This window comes from Chryseobacterium piperi (assembly GCF_002285635.2).
Taxonomy (GTDB): domain Bacteria; phylum Bacteroidota; class Bacteroidia; order Flavobacteriales; family Weeksellaceae; genus Chryseobacterium; species Chryseobacterium piperi.
Genome location: NZ_CP023049.2, coordinates 1,096,260 through 1,113,806, shown reverse-complemented (window position 1 = coordinate 1,113,806; position 17,547 = coordinate 1,096,260). Strand labels below are relative to the sequence as shown.

General features: G+C 33.7%; 18 protein-coding genes. 8 read left to right on the top strand and 10 right to left on the bottom strand.

What is annotated here, in order from left to right; translation table 11 throughout:
* The first annotated feature begins 25 nt into the window (after window positions 1–25).
* Entirely contained in the window at window positions 26–427 is a 402-nt protein-coding gene (locus tag CJF12_RS04895) for a hypothetical protein (RefSeq protein WP_034688372.1), read from the top strand.
* Here the strand turns inward: CJF12_RS04895 and CJF12_RS04890 are convergent.
* Window positions 424–1,182, bottom strand: coding sequence for an IS5 family transposase (locus CJF12_RS04890; protein WP_095591055.1), 759 nt, complete (start codon window positions 1,180–1,182; stop codon window positions 424–426). The genes CJF12_RS04895 and CJF12_RS04890 overlap by 4 nt on opposite strands.
* A gap of 176 nt (window positions 1,183–1,358) precedes the next feature.
* On the opposite strand from CJF12_RS04890, the gene CJF12_RS20485 reads away from it, so the two are divergent.
* The 3 genes from CJF12_RS20485 (at window position 1,359) to CJF12_RS04875 (ending at window position 2,389) form a co-directional block, all read left to right on the top strand.
* Entirely contained in the window at window positions 1,359–1,478 is a 120-nt protein-coding gene (locus tag CJF12_RS20485; protein ID WP_394336994.1) for an HNH endonuclease, read from the top strand.
* A 6-nt stretch (window positions 1,479–1,484) separates the two neighbouring features.
* Entirely contained in the window at window positions 1,485–1,931 is a 447-nt protein-coding gene (locus CJF12_RS04880) for a DUF4265 domain-containing protein (protein ID WP_034688268.1), read from the top strand.
* A gap of 74 nt (window positions 1,932–2,005) precedes the next feature.
* The gene (locus CJF12_RS04875) at window positions 2,006–2,389 is read left to right on the top strand and encodes a DUF2750 domain-containing protein (RefSeq protein WP_034688270.1); all 384 of its coding nucleotides are present in this window, start codon (window positions 2,006–2,008) and stop codon (window positions 2,387–2,389) included.
* A gap of 806 nt (window positions 2,390–3,195) precedes the next feature.
* Here the strand turns inward: CJF12_RS04875 and CJF12_RS04870 are convergent.
* From CJF12_RS04870 to CJF12_RS04850, 5 genes are all read right to left on the bottom strand, one after another.
* On the bottom strand, window positions 3,196–4,374 hold the full coding sequence (locus CJF12_RS04870) for a M28 family peptidase (RefSeq protein ID WP_034688272.1): 1,179 nt from the start codon (window positions 4,372–4,374) through the stop codon (window positions 3,196–3,198).
* Window positions 4,375–4,532: 158 nt separating this feature from the next.
* Window positions 4,533–5,708, bottom strand: a complete 1,176-nt coding sequence (locus CJF12_RS04865; RefSeq protein ID WP_034688274.1) for a M28 family peptidase — start codon at window positions 5,706–5,708, stop codon at window positions 4,533–4,535.
* A gap of 111 nt (window positions 5,709–5,819) precedes the next feature.
* Entirely contained in the window at window positions 5,820–6,164 is a 345-nt protein-coding gene (gene rplT, locus CJF12_RS04860; RefSeq protein WP_034688276.1) for a 50S ribosomal protein L20, read from the bottom strand.
* A 123-nt stretch (window positions 6,165–6,287) separates the two neighbouring features.
* Window positions 6,288–6,485, bottom strand: coding sequence for a 50S ribosomal protein L35 (rpmI, locus tag CJF12_RS04855; protein WP_034688279.1), 198 nt, complete (start codon window positions 6,483–6,485; stop codon window positions 6,288–6,290).
* 182 nt (window positions 6,486–6,667) lie between these two features.
* Entirely contained in the window at window positions 6,668–7,231 is a 564-nt protein-coding gene (locus tag CJF12_RS04850) for a hypothetical protein (protein ID WP_084675701.1), read from the bottom strand.
* A 399-nt stretch (window positions 7,232–7,630) separates the two neighbouring features.
* Between CJF12_RS04850 and CJF12_RS04845 the strand changes: the two genes are divergently transcribed.
* Window positions 7,631–8,389, top strand: coding sequence for an IS5 family transposase (locus tag CJF12_RS04845; RefSeq protein WP_095591055.1), 759 nt, complete (start codon window positions 7,631–7,633; stop codon window positions 8,387–8,389).
* 7 nt (window positions 8,390–8,396) lie between these two features.
* Here the strand turns inward: CJF12_RS04845 and CJF12_RS04840 are convergent, their stop codons facing one another.
* From CJF12_RS04840 to thrS, 3 genes are all read right to left on the bottom strand, one after another.
* Entirely contained in the window at window positions 8,397–9,398 is a 1,002-nt protein-coding gene (locus CJF12_RS04840; RefSeq protein WP_034686359.1) for an IS110 family RNA-guided transposase, read from the bottom strand.
* A gap of 312 nt (window positions 9,399–9,710) precedes the next feature.
* Window positions 9,711–10,241 (bottom strand): translation initiation factor IF-3, encoded by a 531-nt coding sequence (gene infC / locus CJF12_RS04835; RefSeq protein WP_051887356.1) that lies wholly within the window; start codon window positions 10,239–10,241, stop codon window positions 9,711–9,713.
* Window positions 10,242–10,319: 78 nt separating this feature from the next.
* Complete coding sequence (thrS, locus tag CJF12_RS04830) at window positions 10,320–12,242, bottom strand: threonine--tRNA ligase (protein WP_034686356.1); 1,923 nt, start codon at window positions 12,240–12,242, stop codon at window positions 10,320–10,322.
* 93 nt (window positions 12,243–12,335) lie between these two features.
* Here thrS and CJF12_RS04825 point away from each other — a divergent pair, with 93 nt between their 5' ends.
* On the top strand, window positions 12,336–13,529 hold the full coding sequence (locus CJF12_RS04825) for a DUF4932 domain-containing protein (protein ID WP_034686352.1): 1,194 nt from the start codon (window positions 12,336–12,338) through the stop codon (window positions 13,527–13,529).
* A gap of 25 nt (window positions 13,530–13,554) precedes the next feature.
* On the top strand, window positions 13,555–14,532 hold the full coding sequence (locus CJF12_RS04820) for a dipeptidase (RefSeq protein WP_034686349.1): 978 nt from the start codon (window positions 13,555–13,557) through the stop codon (window positions 14,530–14,532).
* A gap of 147 nt (window positions 14,533–14,679) precedes the next feature.
* Here the strand turns inward: CJF12_RS04820 and CJF12_RS04815 are convergent, their stop codons facing one another.
* On the bottom strand, window positions 14,680–16,224 hold the full coding sequence (locus tag CJF12_RS04815; protein WP_034686347.1) for a hypothetical protein: 1,545 nt from the start codon (window positions 16,222–16,224) through the stop codon (window positions 14,680–14,682).
* A 146-nt stretch (window positions 16,225–16,370) separates the two neighbouring features.
* Between CJF12_RS04815 and CJF12_RS04810 the strand changes: the two genes are divergently transcribed.
* On the top strand, window positions 16,371–17,534 hold the full coding sequence (locus CJF12_RS04810) for a 2-isopropylmalate synthase (RefSeq protein WP_051887355.1): 1,164 nt from the start codon (window positions 16,371–16,373) through the stop codon (window positions 17,532–17,534).
* The last annotated feature ends 13 nt before the right edge of the window (window positions 17,535–17,547 follow it).

The window sequence follows — 17,547 nt, the reverse complement described above, 5'->3', positions numbered from 1 at the left end:
TAAAGGAAACAGCAGTAATTGTAATATGGGGAGTAATTATCTTCCTAATATTCTGGCAATGGGCTTGGCTGTTAATCAATCTTTCGCAGGATGGAGCTATAATAATGGGGGTGCAAACTTAGACCTAATGTCAGGAATGAGAAATGACAGAGGGGTACAGATGATGGGTGGTGCCGGTGATCCTTTTGGAATGTGGGAGGTTCTGGGAATGGCACTTTCAGCTTCGGATAATTCAAATATGCAGTTAGCAGCATTACCTCTTTTAATAGTTACAAAGAATGGAGACGATGCTTTAAAAATGTTGGCCGCAGAAAATGGTCTTTTAAAAGCAGAAGCAAGGGCGGCAAAATTAAGTTTAAAGGAACGGCCAGGAAAAGATTTTACTAAAGCAGGTAAAGAATCTGTTAAAGATTTAGAGTCTGTTTAAATTTTATTCAGTAATAATTTTATGGCGGATAATTTGACCATGTTTTCAGAGGATTCCATTAAGAGTTCATAATTTCTGCATAATCTTCTATCGTTATCAAACCAAGCAAATGTACGCTCTATAATCCATCGTTTATGAATTGGCTCAAACCCTTTTACTTTTTTGTCACTCCGCATTACGATCTGAATGATATAATTAAACTTAATTCTTATTTCCTCAATAATCTCTCCTCTATAACCTCCGTCCGCCAGGATTACCTGAAGCGGAATTAGTAAATATCGCAGTGTTTTGATCAGTAACAATGCAGCCTTACTGTCATGAACATTGGCTACACTTACCATTACGGCTAACAAAAAACCATTTTTGTCTACCACAACGTGTCTCTTGATTCCTTTTATTTTTTTACCTCCGTCAAAGCCATTGAGTGAACGGTTATTTCCCCAACGAACACTTTGACTGTCAATAATTCCTAAACTTGCCTGCGCTTTCTGACCCCTGTTTCGTCGTACTTCCTCTCTCAATTTTGATAATAATAAATCGAAAATCTCCAGATTTGACCATTTTGAATAATAGTAATAAACCAATTGCCATTTGGGAAAATCATGAGGTAAAAGTCTCCATTGACAGCCTGTTTTTACTAAATAACTGATAGCATTCCAAATGACAACCAAATCATATTTTCGTTTTCTGTCATCAAAATCTAATGCTTTTTTTATAAATTGCCACTGAGTTTGGGTTAAGTCCGTTGGATACATTGATGTTTTTTTCTTTTGCAACTCTAAAATGACAATTTTTATGCAACTTTTAACCCTTACTATTTTTTATTATTACTTTTTTAAACAGGCTCTTAAATAAATTAAAAAATAATGGGAAAGTAATTTGCCAAACCTGTGGTATTCCAACAATACCAGGTAAAAGATCACAGAGAGGAGTGGTACCTCCTCAAAATGAAGCTCAAGTAGATCATATAATAAGAAAAAGAGAAGGCGGTAGTGGTACTCCGAATAATGGCCAGGTTTTATGTAGAAAATGTAATTTAGATAAACATTAAAAAATTATGGATAAAAAAGTCATTTTAACTTATTATGATGTCGAAGATAAATTGGCAGAAGAAGTTTTATGGATTGAACCTATAAATGAAAAAGTAACATATCAAGTGAAAAGTATTCCTTTCTTTGCTCCAAACATTGCTTATAATGATATAATAGCAGTAGAGGAAGATAACGGACACTTATACTTCGATGATATTGTTGAAGCTTCAGAGCATAGCACTATACAAATTGTATTTTTTAAAAAAGAAAAAATAGTAGAAGTCCTCAAAGATATTGAAACTCTAAAATGTTCTTGGGAAGGAATGCATGAACAAAAACTTTTAGCTATAGATGTTTCTCCAGAAATAAACTATAAGGAAATAAGAGATTATTTGGAAAAACAATTTGAGAATAAAATTTTTGATTATAAAGAAGCTTGTTTATCAGAAAAACATTTAAATGATCTTAAGTAATTTAGTCTTTAATGACTATTCATTGTTATCATATCGCTCTTAAAAGGCAGGTACATTAAAAGATTTAGATAAATATGAACCTAAAAGAAAAAGAGAATATTATAAAATTGGAACCATTTAAAAGATACCAATATTTCATTAAAAAAATAGCTGATTTCGAAGAACTTTGGACAATTGTTAATGAAAACGGAGATTATGCAATATCTGAAGTTGATGACCATAGCCTTATATCATTCTGGACAGCTGAAGAATTTATATTATCAAATCTGGATAAGGGGTGGGAAAATTATAGGCCTTTAAAGATTTGCTTAGAGGATTTGGAAAATGAATTATTTAAAATTATTGCTTCTGAAAATTATTTAGTTAATGTGTTTCCTATAAACGGAAAGTCAGGCTTCGTCGTATCTTTAGAAGAATTTAGAAGAGATCTCAATGAAGAATTAGATAAAATACAATAAAATTTGGTATACTCTCCGATTTCCTATCTGTAAGTGAAGTCTTTGACTTTGAGGGAATAATAATTTTGGTTAAATAGTTTATAAGATAAATCAGAACATTGAAACAATGTTCTGATTCTTTATTAAGTTTTGTAAGAAAATAGCGCAGCCATCATTGAGGAAAGCAACGACTATCCTCCGTTGCCACGAATCCTTTTGTGTGGTGAGAATCGATACTTTCCAAAACGGTTACAATTTGCGACCGTTTTGAAGTATTATTAATAGGATTTGAAAAGATTTACGAGTAAGTCCATTGTTAAATCAATAGCTGAAAATCCAAAAGAAAAAAAATAGAATATGTTTTACATTTATACAATACTAGTTCCGCTTATTATTGGTTTGATTCTATATTATATAGTGAAGCCCAATAAGACAAAATTTTCATTACTTTGATAGTTATATTATTTGGTTATGCCTTATTAATGTATTTTTTAGAAATGGAAAGAATAATAACAAGTGGATGGGTCTTTTATACATTAATATTTTTTCTCATTCCTTCATTTTTAATAGCTTTAATTTTGAAGCTTATATTTTTCCTAATAAGTAAAAATAAGAGATCATAATAGCAACATCACTTGATGAGTAGCATCATTCCACAACCAGTACAGTAACAATAAAGAATTACAAACTTAAACTGGATGTATGATTATAGTGCTATGTTTTATATTCAGAATATCAGAAGAATTTATAGAATAAAACCACAAAAACCATTCAAAATCTGAATGGTTTCTGTTGATTAAAATCTATTGAGAATGATGTGGTGTGTTTTATTCGATGATCAATTTTCTTACTACCGTATGGTCATCCGTTTTCAGATTACCCAGGTAAACTCCTTTTTGTAGACTCGAAACATTGATTCTTGTTTGGTTCTCCTCTTTGAGCAATATACGACCGGTAAGGTCTGTAATTTCAAAGGTGAATTTTTTTGTAGAGTCAGGCACTTCAATCATAAGATAGTCTTTGGCCGGATTTGGATAAATTTTTACGGACTCCAGTGTGCTGATCATGCTCTCTTTAGTTCCTAAAGCGGCTGAGGAAGCTGTTGTTGCTGTGGCAAAATGCTGAAGAGCCCCAACGGTTGCTTTGCCCACTTTAAATATATATACAGGATCTGTATTGGCAAAAGTATCGCTGGAAGAGTGTGGATAGTTGCTTCTCTTATATTCAAAATATCCTGTAATGACTTCTCCTTTTTGTTCAAAAGGAATATAATCGGTGCTTTCAGCAGGATCAATAGCGGTTTGAAGTGGAGAATATAGGGTAGTGCAATTGATTAATTGTTGCGTTACAGCCGTAGAGGCAGCATTATTACTGGATAATCCTCCCTGGTCTTCATCACAGTAAATGGTATTATTGGTATTACCCATTTTACCACCTACCTGGTCAAGATTGAATACTAATTTTATATCCAGTTTTCGAACACCATTTTGATATGCGATATTATTAGCATAATGGTAGCTTCCTCTCAGGCCTTGTTCTTCCCCGGAAAAATGAATAAATTTTATGGAATACTCGGTAGGGACATCTTTTAAAATTCTGGCTGCTTCCAGGATAATAGAAGTACCACTACCATTATCATTAACTCCGGGACCGTTAATACTATCGAAATGTCCGCAAATAATAACATATTTATTAGGATATACGGTTCCTGTTTTTGTAATGACTAAATTTTTAGAATTCGTGCTTCCGAATGTAAAAGGATCTTCTACAATCTGGCTGGCGGTATAGCCATAGGACAGATACTTGTTCTTGATCCATGTCAGGGTATTGGCGTTGTTGGTAGATCCTGTTGTTTTTATTCCAAGATTTTGAAACTGCTGCAAATTGGTGGTAATATTGGTTTGTGATACCTGATTGACTCTGTTTTGGTAGGCTTGGATAAAAGTTTGAGATTGTAATTGATGGCTTACAAAACCTATAAGAAGAAAAGTAAAGATATTTTTCATTGTTAGGTGATTTTTTTATAAAAGTAATAATAAATTCCTAACAAAAGATGGTTAATGTTATGTCATGAATAAAAAAATGCTTTAATTACCTGTAATAAAAAGCATTTCTTGTTGTTAATTTATTAATTAATAAGCAATATGTTTTGAAATATATTCAATTATTTATCAATCATAACTTTTCTGACTGCAGTTTGATTTCCGGCTTTTATAATGGCAATATAAGCTCCTTTGACAAGGTGCGAAACGTTAATTGTATTCTGGTTTTCTTTTTTGATCAAAGTGTGTCCCACTAGGTCAGTTAATTCAACATCGAAACTTTTAAAAGCTTCTGGCAGCTCAATATTAAGAATATCTTTGGTGGGGTTAGGATAAACCCTTAGAGACTCTAAATATTTCTGGCGATCAGCTTCATTGACTCCCAGGTTGGCTGTAGTGGCTACGGCAAAATGTTGAAGAGCTCCGACTGCTGCTTTTCCAACGTTAAAAACGTAAGTAGGGTCTATATTAGCAAAAGTATCATCTACCGTATGTTCATTGTTACTTTTAATATGCTCATAAAAGCCCGTAATAATATCTCCGTTTTGTTCAAAGGGGATATAGTCGGAAGCATAAGCCGTACTGATAACTGTCTGAAGAGGGGAGTAGAGTGTGGTGCAGGTAGCCAGTTGTTGGGTAAAGGCACTTGACGTTGCATTATTAGCAGAACCACCATTGACCCCTTTTTCACATTTGATGGTATTGTTATTATTACCAAGTTGTCCGCCGACCTGATCAATATTGAATACCAGTTTTACATTAACCTGACGGGAGCCATTTTGAAAAATGACATTATCTGCATAATGATTACTCCCATACAATCCTTGTTCTTCTCCTGAAAAATGGATAAACTTAATAGAATATTCTGTGGGAATATCTTTTAATATCCTGGCTGCTTCTAAAATAATTGATGTTCCGCTTCCATTATCGCTTACTCCCGGTCCTACAATTGTATCATAATGACCGCAGATAATCACATAAATATTCGGATATACGGTTCCGGTTTTGGTAATAATCAGGTTTTTGGAAGTGGTATTTCCAAAAGGAAAAGGATCTTCTGTCATCTGACTTACACTGTATCCATAAGAAACATATTGATCTTTGATCCAGTTCAGGGCATTGGTATTATTGATTGTCCCTGTAGTTTTTACCCCCAGGTTTTCAAATGCATGGAGATTCGCTGTAATATTGGTTTGAGAAACCTGATTAGCTCTGTTTTGATAAGACTGAATAAAGCTTTGTGCCTGTAAGCCTAAAGAAGCAAAAGAAAACAGTAGAAGGGTAGATATTTTTTTCACTTTTAATAATGATAGTTAATTTTTTCCTTAATTTCAATAAAACAAATGTATAGAATAAAAAAATCCCGAGCAAAAAACTCGGGATTTATATTGATAACAAAAAATTTTACATTATTTTACTTGATCTACAACTGCTTTGAAAGCTTCAGGGTAATTCATTGCTAAATCCGCTAAAACTTTTCTGTTAAGCTCTACGTTGTTCTTTTTAAGAGCTCCCATAAACTGAGAGTAAGACATTCCATGTTCTCTAGTTCCCGCGTTGATACGAGTGATCCAAAGTGATCTGAAATTTCTCTTTTTCTCTTTTCTACCACGGTAAGCATATTGCATTGCTTTTTCTACCGCGTTTTTAGCTACTGTCCAAACGTTCTTTCTTCTACCGAAAAAACCTTTAGCTTGCTTAATAATTTTTTTTCTGCGAGCTCTTGAAGCTACTGCATTTACTGATCTAGGCATAATTTAAATTGTTTTTTTGAAAAGGGCGGTATGCTGTTTCACTACACTTAGCTGCTCCGTTTCAGGGTTAAAAATTCTGAATTTGTTTCTAATTCTTATAAACCGAATATAGATTTATAAAAACTACTTAATTGCTAATTGACGTCTAACGCTTTTTTCGTCCACAGCAGCAACATAAGAAGTCTGCGTAAGATTTCTCTTCTGCTTAGTTTCTTTCTTAGTTAAGATGTGACTTTTGTAAGCGTTTTTTCTTTTGATCTTACCAGTACCGGTAAGAGCAAAACGTTTCTTAGCACCTGATTTCGTTTTTAATTTTGGCATTGTCTTGCTTTTTTATTGTTTTGTTATCAATATCTGATTTGTTGTTATTCCTAAGAGACTTAAGGATAACAGTGTGCAAAGATACGAAAAATATCAATTCAAATTTTTATAACTTGTGACTTTATCATATCTTAAAAAAACACCCCTTTAAGTAAGTGGTCATAATTACATTGAATTGTCTACTAGATATCTCTATACGTTATTTCTCTTCTTTCTTCATTATTTCCACCCAAAATAATTTTAATTCTAAAACCGTTACCTATTAAATACCCGGTTCTTGAATAAAGCTGAAGTTTAATGTGTGGGTTGGAAACATTACCTGTAACTGCACTGTCAGAATCCCAAAGAGGATTATTGTTATTATAAATAACAAGATTCCCATCATTTTGTGCAATAAGTTTTGGTGTACCCTGGCTTCTTACAGTATTTGAACTCCATAATGCTGAATAACTGCCTGGTGTTTCACGATATAGAACAAGATTGCTGTCTTCCTGCATGATAAGTCGGTAAACGACACCATTATTCTCTAAGCTAATTGATTCTCCAGCATTTAATATTTGAGGGTGATTGGTTGTTTCCGAAATAAATTTTAATGTTGTAAGACCTGAACCAGGAAAGGATTTGCTCGTATTCTCGGTTGTCTGTACTTTTCCATTTTGTACTGTTACATTATCAAGAGTATCATCCTGGCCACAAGAAGTTAACAGCATTGAGAGACTTACAAAAGTCAATAGTTTCGTTTTCATGTATTAATTTTTTAAGCGGCAAATATAGATAATTCTTTGATTAAATCACAATTTATAGAGTTAAAAAACTAAAAGAAATGCATTGTTTAAAGTAGTTGTAGCCAGTTAAGACTACATAGTTAAAATGAATTTAATATAAAACCTCGACTTATGAAATGAGGTTTTATTATTATAAATGAAACTTTCATTAAACCTACGGTTTTACGAATCAACGATTTTGCGATTTTATATGATGAAGAGATTTCTCACTTTGTTCGAAATGACATAACTGAATCATTTTAATTACAATTTTATTCGTGTATTCTAAGAGCCTGTTTAAAAAAGTAATAATAAAAAATAGTAAGGGTTAAAAGTTGCATAAAAATTGTCATTTTAGAGTTGCAAAAGAAAAAAACATCAATGTATCCAACGGACTTAACCCAAACTCAGTGGCAATTTATAAAAAAAGCATTAGATTTTGATGACAGAAAACGAAAATATGATTTGGTTGTCATTTGGAATGCTATCAGTTATTTAGTAAAAACAGGCTGTCAATGGAGACTTTTACCTCATGATTTTCCCAAATGGCAATTGGTTTATTACTATTATTCAAAATGGTCAAATCTGGAGATTTTCGATTTATTATTATCAAAATTGAGAGAGGAAGTACGACGAAACAGGGGTCAGAAAGCGCAGGCAAGTTTAGGAATTATTGACAGTCAAAGTGTTCGTTGGGGAAATAACCGTTCACTCAATGGCTTTGACGGAGGTAAAAAAATAAAAGGAATCAAGAGACACGTTGTGGTAGACAAAAATGGTTTTTTGTTAGCCGTAATGGTAAGTGTAGCCAATGTTCATGACAGTAAGGCTGCATTGTTACTGATCAAAACACTGCGATATTTACTAATTCCGCTTCAGGTAATCCTGGCGGACGGAGGTTATAGAGGAGAGATTATTGAGGAAATAAGAATTAAGTTTAATTATATCATTCAGATCGTAATGCGGAGTGACAAAAAAGTAAAAGGGTTTGAGCCAATTCATAAACGATGGATTATAGAGCGTACATTTGCTTGGTTTGATAACGATAGAAGATTATGCAGAAATTATGAACTCTTAATGGAATCCTCTGAAAACATGGTCAAATTATCCGCCATAAAATTATTACTGAATAAAATTTAAACAGACTCTAAGACATATGCAAGTTATATCTTGTTAAATTTACAAAAGGTTCTTCTCTTTTTACCACTGCAAACATTCTGTAGACAAGTTTACAGCAAACGGCATTAATAATGGAATTATGTGCTTTTCCCTGCTGTTTTTTCCTTTCGTAGTATGCTTTTAATTCCTCATCATAGATGATGGCTGAATTAGCACCATTGAAAAGGATTGTTTTAATTCTTCTATTCCTAAGCTTACTGGTTTTTGTTTTACCTCTAATACTTGAACCTGATGTATGCTCAAAAGGAGCGATTCCTGCATAACAATTGAATTTTCTTGGGTTCTGAAAGCTTGTAAAATTATGGGTTAATACAATCATATAGGCAGCCGTCAGAAAACCAACTCCTTTTACTTTGGTTATTTTATCAAAGTTTCTGCTTATTTTCTCCTGTTCACTGATGTGATAATATATCTTCTTTTCTATTAATGCAATATTTTCATTCAGTTCTTCTATACGAAAGGCTATATCATCCATTTCATAGCCTACATCTTGAACTTTAGTCAGCTGATCAAAAGATTTTTTAGCATTCTTAAACTGTGTTCTTACTTTAATCAAAAGGCTTCTATAGGTAAGAAGGTTCTTGACTTTAAAAAGTATTTGCTCAGGAAGAAGATAAGGAGTAAGATCCTTAGAATATGTTTTCACATATTTGGCTATTCTTCGTGCATCAATTTTATCATTCTTTCCTCTTTGGATACCCTGGCTTAGCTTTATTTCAAGAGCAGGAACCTGATAATAAGGTATTTTCTGATCCTCTAGCAGCCTGGCAAGAAGAAGCCCGTAGTTTCCGGTATGTTCAAAGCAACAGTGAAGATCAGATTGTTGATCAAAACTAGATCTGATCATTTCTTCTATTCCTTCCAAGGTATTGTTTACTTTCAATAACAGTTCTTTTTCATTGGTGTTATTTAAAATACAAACATCCAATGTATCCTTGGAAACATCTATTCCAATAAAATAACTTTTCATAACTTTGGATTTAGAGTAATCCTGAACGAACCGATTTGAATGATGCTAAAACCTTTAATAAGCCTTAATGCTTAAAATTCTAAATGGCAGATATTCAAAAGAGAAAGTAAAGTCTGATACACGAAATAGTTCTAATCTGTATATTCGTTTAGTTCACTTTATTTTCTCTGGTTCTTCAGAATAATTATTATTATCTAATTTAATACTAAATCCTTTTGCAAATCTAAAGGCATTCGTGGCTATCCCAAATAAAAAAACCTCAAGCAATTTGAGGTTTTAATATCGGTAAATTAAATACGAAATTTAATTGAATTATTTTGCTGGTTTTTTAGGACTCATCATCATAATCATTCTCTTACCTTCAAGTTTAGGAAGCTGATCTACTTTTCCAACATGCTCAAGTTCCTGAGCCAGTTTTAAAAGTAAGATTTCACCCTGATCTTTAAAGATAATAGAACGTCCTTTAAAAAATACGTAAGTTTTTAGTTTTGAACCTTCTTCCAGGAATTTTTCAGCATGCTTCTTTTTGAATTCATAATCATGATCATCTGTCTGAGGTCCGAAACGGATCTCTTTTACGACCACTTTTACTTGCTTTGCTTTAAGTTCCTTTTGCTTTTTCTTTTGCTCGTATAAAAACTTTTTATAGTCTAATATTCTTGCAATAAAAGGTTCTGCTTTGTCTGAAATTACCACCAAGTCTAATTCTTGATCTTTGGCAATTTGCAAAGCCTTATCTAATGGGTAAACGCCAGGTTCAACATTGTCACCTACCAAACGAACCTCTCTGGCTCTGATTTTACCATTAATTTGATGCAAATCCTCCTGTACTGGACGACGCATTGGGCCTCTGTTGTTAAATCTTTGTGCTATTGTCTTAAATTTTATTGGTTAACTTTCTATTTAACAGCGATTCTACTTTTATATCGCTGCTTCTTTTTTAAAATAATTGACGAAATCTTCCATCTTCATGACTCCAAGATCTCCTTCTCCACGTCTTCTTACAGAAATCGTACCATCGTTCTCTTCATTTTCCCCGATGACCAACATGAATGGGATTTTCTTTAATTCAGCGTCACGGATCTTTTTCCCCGTCTTCTCATTTCTATCATCAATCAGACCGCTAATATCGTGATTTTCCAAAAATTGTGAAACTTTTTTTGCATAATCTACATATTTTTCACTTATCGGTAGAATTATATACTGATCAGGGCTTAACCATAGTGGGAAATCACCTGCTGTATTCTCCAATAAAATAGCGATAAAACGCTCCATAGAGCCAAATGGCGCTCTGTGGATCATTACCGGTCTATGTTTTTCGTTATCGTTTCCGATATAGGTAAGGTCAAATCTTTCCGGTAAATTATAATCTACCTGGATTGTTCCCAGCTGCCATCTTCTTCCTAAGGCATCTTTTACCATGAAATCAAGCTTTGGTCCGTAAAATGCAGCCTCACCGTACTCAACAATAGTTTTTAAACCTTTGTTCTTTGCAGCAGTAACGATAGCACTTTCAGCCTTTTCCCAATTCTCATCGGAACCGATATATTTTTCTTTATTTTCAGGATCTCTTAATGAAATCTGAGTAACAAAATCTTCTCCGAAACCTAATGAAGAGAATACATACAATACAAGATCAATTGTTTTCTCAAACTCTTCCAAAAGCTGATCAGGAGTACAAAACAGGTGAGCATCATCCTGAGTAAATCCACGAACTCTCGTTAAACCGTGAAGTTCACCACTTTGCTCATATCTGTAAACTGTACCGAACTCAGCATATCTTTTAGGAAGGTCACGGTAGCTCCATTGTGAAGTTTTATAAATTTCACAGTGGTGAGGGCAGTTCATAGGCTTCAGCATAAACTCTTCTCCTTCATTAGGAGTTTTGATAGGCTGGAAGCTGTCTGCTCCATATTTATCCCAGTGTCCGGAAGTTACGTACAATTCTTTTGACCCGATATGAGGAGACATTACGAATTCATAACCGCCTTTTTTCTGAGCATCAGTAAGGAAATTTTCCAATTTCTTTCTTAGAGCAGTTCCTTTTGGCAGCCATAGTGGAAGACCGGCACCTACTTTTTCAGAAAATGCAAAAATCCCCAGTTCTTTACCTAATTTTCTGTGATCTCTTCTTTTAGCTTCTTCTAATTTCTCAATGTATTCGGTTAATTCTTTTTGTTTTGGAAAAGAAATACCATATACTCTGGTCAGCTGTGGATTTTTCTCATTTCCTCTCCAGTATGCTCCGGCCGCATTTAATATTTTGACAGCTTTTACAATTCCGGTATTCGGAATGTGTCCTCCACGACATAAATCAGTGAAATTATCATGAGCTACAAAAGTAATTTCTCCATCATTAAGATTAGAGATCAATTCTACTTTGTATGGGTTGTCTGCATACGTTTTTAAAGCTTCTTCTTTAGAAACAGGGTATAATGAGAATGTAGAACCTTTCTTAGCATTTTCTAAGATTTTCTTTTCTATTTTCTCAAAATCTTTTTCAGATAAACTTTCGTCACCGAAATCTACATCATAATAGAACCCGCTTTCGATTGCAGGACCGATAGTCAGCTTAGCATCAGGATAAAATTCAAGGATAGCCTGCGCCAAAAGGTGGGCAGAAGAATGCCAGAAGGCTTTCTTTCCAAGATCATCATTCCAGGTCAATAGTTGCAGCGTAGAATCCGTGGTTATAGGTGTGGTCGTTTCTACTTGTTTGCCGTTAACAATTGCAGAGATGGTATTTCTAGCCAATCCCTCGCTTATAGATTTTGCCACATCTAAAGGAGTAACTTCTCCTTCAAATTCTTTGACACTATTGTCTGGAAGTGTAATTTTTATCATTGTTTACTAAGAAATTTTAAGTTGCAAAAATACGCATTTTTTATTTAAAATGATATATTAACGTATATTTGAATGAACAATTAATTCAAATTCATGAAAAAAATCCTGACATTTTTTTTGATTTTATTTTCTACCCTTTCTTTTTCCCAGAAAAAACCTTCAAAATTTATTGTTTCTTACAATAAGAATGTCGAAACCTATTTCCTTGCGGAAATCCTTTCAGCAGATCATAGAAAGGTTAATAAAGATTTTGAAGCTTTTAAAATTAAAGAGTGTTCTACCTACCAGCCTATCGTTAAAAGAGCCCTAGAAAAGTATGGAAACCTTAATAATTCAAAGATTGCTAAGCTAACAGCAACAATTAATGATACATTGATACAAAAATACGGTATTGGAAATGATGCATTGATGTCGCCACTCTTATATCATAAGGAATTTCCATCAAGTAGTTGGAATGAGGAGTATCAGTTTAATAGTAATAGCCTGACCAAAGAACAGAATGAAGAGGTAACTTCCCTTATTAAAAATTATATTGTTGAATTACACCAATTTTATGTTCAGGAAAATATTGCTGATTTCTTTAAAGAAAATCAAGCATTCTATAAAGGGGGAATTGCGGAATATAATAATCAAATTCCGGTTGGCTTCACGTCGGCTATGGAGAAGTTTTATGGAGAAAGCTTTGATCAATATGTGATTCTTATTTCACCAATGATGATGTGGCCGATTGACGGTAATGAAGGCCGGGGAATCGGGGTAGATGTTAAGCAAAAATCGGGAAATAAAAGTATTTATGAAATTGCAAGTCCCTTTGTAAAGGTAAAAGAGAAGGGGCAATTTGGCTATGATAATCAGTTTCAGGCAAGATTTTTAACGGTTCACGAATTCGGACATTCTTTTATAAATAAAGAAGTCTATAAATATAAAGATAAGTTGGAGGGTTTTAAAGATTTATTCGAAAAATCAAACTTGAAGGAAGTCATGATTAAGACTGGTGGTTATGGTGATTTTCAAACTTGTGTTGCAGAACATCTGGTAAGATTAGGCGAAATCCAGACTGCTATAATTCAAAATGATTTTGAAAGGGCTGAAATGTTGGAAGCTTATCACCGTAAGAATAATTTTATTTTTCTCCCTAGGCTGGAACAAAAACTAAAAGAATATCTGGCTAATAGAACACAATATAAAACATTTGGTGACTTTATTCCGAAGCTATTAGAGATTTTTGATGATACAAGTATTGAATGGATTAATGATGAACTTAACAAAAATAAAATAGCTCTTTAATTTTTTACTAAAAAAACAGAATACCATGAATGAATTCAATATTGATTTGCACTGCGATTTACTATACTACTTATTAAGACCTGGTTCAAGGCTTGATGACCGTCAATTAGGATGCTCTTTGCCGTATTTGAAAGAAGGGAATGTAAAGCTCCAGATCATGGCTATTTATTCTGCTACTCAAAAGAATAGTGTTGATGAAGGGATTAAGCAAAGCAAGCTTTTTGCTGATTTACTGAATCATAAAGATTTTGTTCTTTTTGATTCTCATAATGATATTCATTCTGAAAATTCAAGTCAGATAGGAATATTGGCTTCGGTTGAGAATGCATCAGCATTTTGCGAAGAAGATATGGATCTGGAAACAGGTTTTGAAAACCTTGAAACCATCATTAGCAATACGCAGAAAATCTTATATATCGGAATCACCCATCACAGTGAAAACCGTTTTGGAGGGGGAAACAATTCCGAAGCAGGATTAAAAGATGATGGAAAGATATTAATTGATTATATAGCTGATAAGAAAATTGCGATTGATCTGGCACATACCAGTGATCAGCTGGCTTACGGTATCCTGAATTATATTGATCAGAAAAACTATAAAATTCACGTTCTGGCCAGTCATTCCAATTACAGGTCGGTATATAAAAATAACAGAAATCTACCGGATGAACTGGTTAAAGAACTCATTGAAAGGGAAGGGCTGATCGGGCTTAATTTTATTAAAGATTATATTGACCATCATGTCCCTGAAAGGCTTTATGAGCATATTGAATATGGGTTATCACTGGGAGCGGAAAACAATATCGCTTATGGAGGAGATTTCTTTTTTGATAAAGAACATCCGGACCGGTCGAGGTATCCTTTTTTCTTTGATGAGTTTGGGAGTGCAGCCACATATCCTTCGATTAATAGAAGATTAGCTGAAGATTTTTCTCCGGAAATTATGGAGAAGATCAGTCATAAAAATGCATTGAATTTTATCAGGAATGTAATGAGCTTTTAGGAATATTTATAGCCACGAATACACGAATAAAAATAAAATGTTTATTTTAATCTGTAGTTAGAAAGAAAAATAGGCTATAGCAAATAGCATCATAAATCATTCGTGTATTCGTGGCAAATATGATATATCTCTGGCGGAATCATCATTTTATTTTAATCTTTTATATTTTACTTTCTGTTTGATGATCTCGATAACATCTACATGCTGAACTTTAGATTTTACCCAACCATGGATGTCGATGTAGAATAATGACCTTCTGTAGTATTCATTTTGAGCAAATGATTCCAGTTTTTCACTGAAAGCTTCAAATGATTCCTGTATTTTGTTAGGTTCCAAGTTATTAAGCTTTCTGAAGAAATCAATACTTTCAAAATGAAACTCTTCCGGCTTTTTCATTTTTAAGGCAAATTTTAAAGTTGCTTTGATAAACTCATCGTAATCTTCATCATTCCCGGATTCGTACTTAGCCATTAAAATAAGGATCCTGGTATGGAACAACAGATCCTCCTGAACATTTCCTTTAGACTCTATAACTTTCATTGAATAGCGTATCGATTCCTGGTATTTTTTACTGCCGAAGAACATCGCTGCCATTTTTAAATACAAAATCATGAAATGGTGTTCATCTATTTTATCCCGAAGCTTTTCCATTTTTAGTTCGATTTCAGGGATAAGCTTGGTTCCCGCGAAAAATTCACCCTTAACAAAATGAATGTTCATTAAAGTATTAGAATGGGTAAGGAAAATAAGAGACTGAAGGTTTTCATTCTGTGCAAAATTCTGGGAGTGAACCCTTTCATTAAAGTTTTCAAACTGCTTTTCTAAAATATCGATATTTCCGTAGAGGAAAAGAATTTTCAGCAAATAGGTATTGCCTTTAATATACCATACAGGATGGCTGAAAATCATTTCCGGTTTTTGATGAAACAATTCTACCCACTGATAAGCATATTTTAAGGTATATTTATAATCCTGTAGCAATTGGTTTTTCCAAACATGCGCCTTATAATACCATAATTTCTCTGTAAAATTCAGTTTGGAAGGCTTGATATTTTTAATCTGGGCGTTGAATATTTCCAGGATTTCTTTTCGGTCTTCATCATTCTTTACATAGCCATGGGTAAGCATTTCACTGTATAATCTCAATGAAAGGTTCGAGAGTTCAGTCGTATACTGGTTTTGCTTACTAATGGCTTTTGATTGTTTGATCAATTCTTCAGCTCTTCCTACAATACTTCTGGTAATGAATTGTGATTCAATAACTTTTTCAAGATCGATAATCTCTGAAGCAATGCTTTTTTCATCTAATTCCAATGCAGATTGTTTGGTCTTATCCAATATTTTTAAAGCCTGCTTATACAACCCTTTTTGATATAGAATATTGGCAAAGTCCAGTTGCTCCCGAAGCTGGATCCGGTAATTCTGATGGCTGGGATTCATGCGCAAACTGACAAGAATTTGTTTGTAAAGGTGGGCCTTAAGATTGGAAAGCTGCTGTTTGGTGGAAATTTTCTTTTCGAGTATAATGCTTTCATCGTACTCGCTCATTTTGTCAAGCTCTGAAAAAAGCAAAAGAAATTTAGCATCCACATTAATTCCTAACCGGTTAACATAAAGTTTAAATTGTCGCTTTTCAGAAGTCGTTAATGATTTAACAAGCACGAATAAGAAATCTTTATGCAATTCTGCCATTGTAAATTTTATAGATTTAAATAGTTGATTATCTTTATTTTAGATCAAGTCCTCCAGCTTTTGAATATTGTAATTTTCAGGAAAAATGAAATTAGAAAAATATTTCAAGTCATAGATTTGAATCAAAATTAAGTAAAAATTCCATTATGAATTCCGAAAAAATTGAAATTTTTGATACGACGTTAAGAGATGGTGAACAGGTCCCGGGATGTAAGCTCAACACAGAACAGAAATTAGTTATTGCCGAAAGGCTTGACGAACTAGGGATTGATGTAATAGAAGCGGGTTTTCCTGTTTCCAGTCCTGGTGATTTTCATTCTGTTTCTGAAATTTCAAAACTGGTAAAAAATGCCAAAGTATGTGGGCTGACCAGAGCCAATAAAAAAGATATAGAAGTAGCAGCGGAAGCTCTGAAATATGCCAAAAGACCAAGAATACATACCGGAATAGGAACTTCTGAATCACATATTAAATATAAATTTAACTCAACCAGAGAAGATGTTATAGAACGCGCAGTTCAGGCCGTAAAATATGCAAAGAGTTTTGTTGAAGATGTAGAGTTTTATGCAGAAGATGCTGGGAGGACGGATAATGATTTTCTGGCAAAGGTCTGTGAAGAAGTTATTAAAGCTGGGGCAACCGTTTTGAATATTCCGGATACGACCGGATATTGTCTGCCAGAAGAATATGGTAGAAAGATTAAATATCTCAGAGAGAATGTAAAAGGAATTGATAAAGCGGTTTTATCATGTCATTGTCATAATGATCTGGGGTTAGCTACTGCCAATTCGATTGCAGGAGTAGTTAACGGAGCAAGACAAATTGAATGTACGATTAACGGATTGGGTGAAAGAGCTGGGAATACAGCATTGGAAGAAGTCGTGATGATTTTAAAGCAACATAATGATTTAAACCTGTATACGAATGTTAACTCAAAAATGTTGAATGCCATGAGTTGTTTGGTTTCTGAATTAATGGGAATGCCAGTCCAACCTAATAAGGCCATTGTAGGAGCGAATGCATTTGCCCATAGCTCGGGAATTCACCAGGATGGAGTGATCAAAAACAGGGAAACCTATGAAATTATCAATCCTGAAGAAGTAGGAGTGAGTGAATCTTCAATTATTCTTACAGCAAGAAGCGGACGTTCGGCTCTTGCGTATCGTTTTAAACATATTGGTTTTGATATTACCAAGAATGAACTTGACGTTTTATATCAGGAGTTTCTGAAAATTGCAGATAGTAAAAAAGAAATTTGTAACGAAGATCTTCAGTCGATTATGGTAGGGTTTAATAGAAAAATAGGATAATCAGGATATCTTA